Origin of the sequence: Pseudomonas sp. NPDC089554, from assembly GCF_050280645.1 — a bacterium.
Lineage (GTDB): Bacteria > Pseudomonadota > Gammaproteobacteria > Pseudomonadales > Pseudomonadaceae > Aquipseudomonas.
The window spans coordinates 1-1,733 of the sequence record NZ_JBNNVR010000196.1; the positions used below are offsets into that span (position 1 = coordinate 1).

At 56.6% G+C, this 1,733-nt stretch carries 2 protein-coding genes and 1 pseudogene; all 3 read left to right on the forward strand.

The annotated features are described in order from the left end of the window. The first annotated feature begins 139 nt into the window (after positions 1-139). The 3 genes and pseudogenes from rplC (at position 140) to rplW (ending at position 1,685) form a co-directional block, all read left to right on the forward strand. A pseudogene (gene rplC, locus ACQKPE_RS26465) lies at positions 140-774 on the forward strand (50S ribosomal protein L3). A 12-nt stretch (positions 775-786) separates the two neighbouring features. Then, on the forward strand, positions 787-1,389 hold the full coding sequence (gene rplD, locus ACQKPE_RS26470) for a 50S ribosomal protein L4 (protein WP_375099141.1): 603 nt from the start codon (positions 787-789) through the stop codon (positions 1,387-1,389). Beyond that, complete coding sequence (rplW, locus tag ACQKPE_RS26475; protein WP_003255484.1) at positions 1,386-1,685, forward strand: 50S ribosomal protein L23; 300 nt, start codon at positions 1,386-1,388, stop codon at positions 1,683-1,685. Before rplD ends, rplW begins: the two co-directional genes overlap by 4 nt. Positions 1,686-1,733 lie beyond the last annotated feature (48 nt).

Consider the following 1,733-nt stretch of genomic DNA (forward strand, 5'->3'; position numbering starts at 1 on the left):
GGCGATGCGTTGCAGCAGCTGGCGGCTTTCGCCGATCAAGGCCGGGTCGCGGAATTCGAGACTTCGGTCTGGTCGTGTAACGCTCTGAAATGGGCGGCCATAGCGGGTGAAAGCCCCGTACACTCATGAGGTTTACAACATGACTATTGGTGTAGTCGGTCGAAAAGCGGGCATGACCCGTATTTTCACCGAAGAAGGTGTCTCCATTCCGGTCACGGTCATCAGATCGAGCCGAATCGCGTCACCCAGTTCAAAACTGAAGAAACCGATGGCTACCGTGCAGTGCAAGTCACTGTCGGCGAGCGTCGTGCTTCGCGTGTGACTGCCGCTCAGGCAGGCCACTTCGCCAAGGCTAACGTTGCCGCTGGTCGCGGTGTTTGGGAGTTCCGTCTTGAAGAAGGCGATTTCCAGGCTGGCGATCTGATTCAAGCTGAACTCTTCACTGCAGGCCAGCTGGTAGACGTTACTGGTCAGTCCAAAGGTAAAGGCTTCGCCGGTACCATCAAGCGTTGGAACTTCCGTGGTCAAGATAACACCCACGGTAACTCCGTATCGCACCGTGTCCCTGGCTCCATCGGCCAGTGCCAGACTCCTGGTCGTGTATTCAAGGGCAAAAAGATGTCCGGTCACATGGGCGCTGAGCGCGTGACTGTGCAGTCCCTGGAAGTAGTACGCGTAGACGCTGAACGCAACCTGCTGCTGATCAAGGGTGCCGTTCCAGGCGCTACTGGCGGCGACGTGGTTGTGCGTCCAGCTGTCAAGGCTCGCGGTTAAGGGGAAACTGACATGCAACTTAATGTAAATGACGCTCAGGCGATCGAAGTTTCCGAACTGACTTTCGGTGGCGAATTCAACGAGACGCTGGTACACCAAGCAGTCGTGGCCTACATGGCCGGCGGCCGTCAGGGCACCAAGCAGCAGAAGACCCGTTCCGACGTGGCTGGTGGCGGTAAGCGCCCATGGCGTCAGAAGGGTACTGGCCGCGCGCGTGCTGGTACCACCCGTGGCCCGATCTGGCGCGGCGGTGGTGTGACCTTCGCAGCTCGTCCTCAAGACCACTCGCAGAAGCTCAACAAGAAGATGTACCGCGCAGCCCTGCGCTCCATCCTCTCCGAGCTGGTACGTAGCGAGCGTCTGGTCGTGGTTCAGGACTTCGCTGTCGAAGCGCCGAAAACCAAAGACCTGCTGAACAAGCTGAACGGCATGGGTCTGAGCGATGTGTTGATCGTTTCCGACGCTGTTGATCAGAACCTGTACCTGGCTGCTCGTAACCTGCCGCACGTCGATGTACGTGACGTTCAAGGTTCCGACCCGGTCAGTCTGATCGCATACGAGAAAGTGTTGATCACTGTCTCGGCCGTGAAGAAATTCGAGGAGCTGCTGGGATGAACCAGGAACGCGTATTCAAAGTCCTCCTTGGCCCGCACGTTTCCGAGAAGGCTACCGTTCTGGCTGAGAAGAAAGGCCAGTTCGTATTCAAGGTTGCTACCGATGCAACCAAGCTGGAAATCAAGAAAGCTGTCGAAGGCCTGTTCAACGTAAAAGTTGAAAACGTGTCGACTGTTAACGTTCTGGGTAAAACCAAGCGTACCGCACGTGGTCTGGGCAAGCGTAATGACTGGAAGAAGGCGATCGTCTCCCTTCAGCCAGGCCAAGATCTCGATTTCAGCAGCAGTGCTGAGTAAGGAAGGGGTGCATCATGGCAATCGTTAAATGCAAACCGACATCCCCTG

Coding starts and splice junctions, on each gene's coding strand:
- rplD (WP_375099141.1), top strand. CDS start 787: ATGCAACTTAATGTAAATGACGCTCAGGCGATCGAAGTTTCCGAACTG.
- rplW (WP_003255484.1), top strand. CDS start 1,386: ATGAACCAGGAACGCGTATTCAAAGTCCTCCTTGGCCCGCACGTTTCC.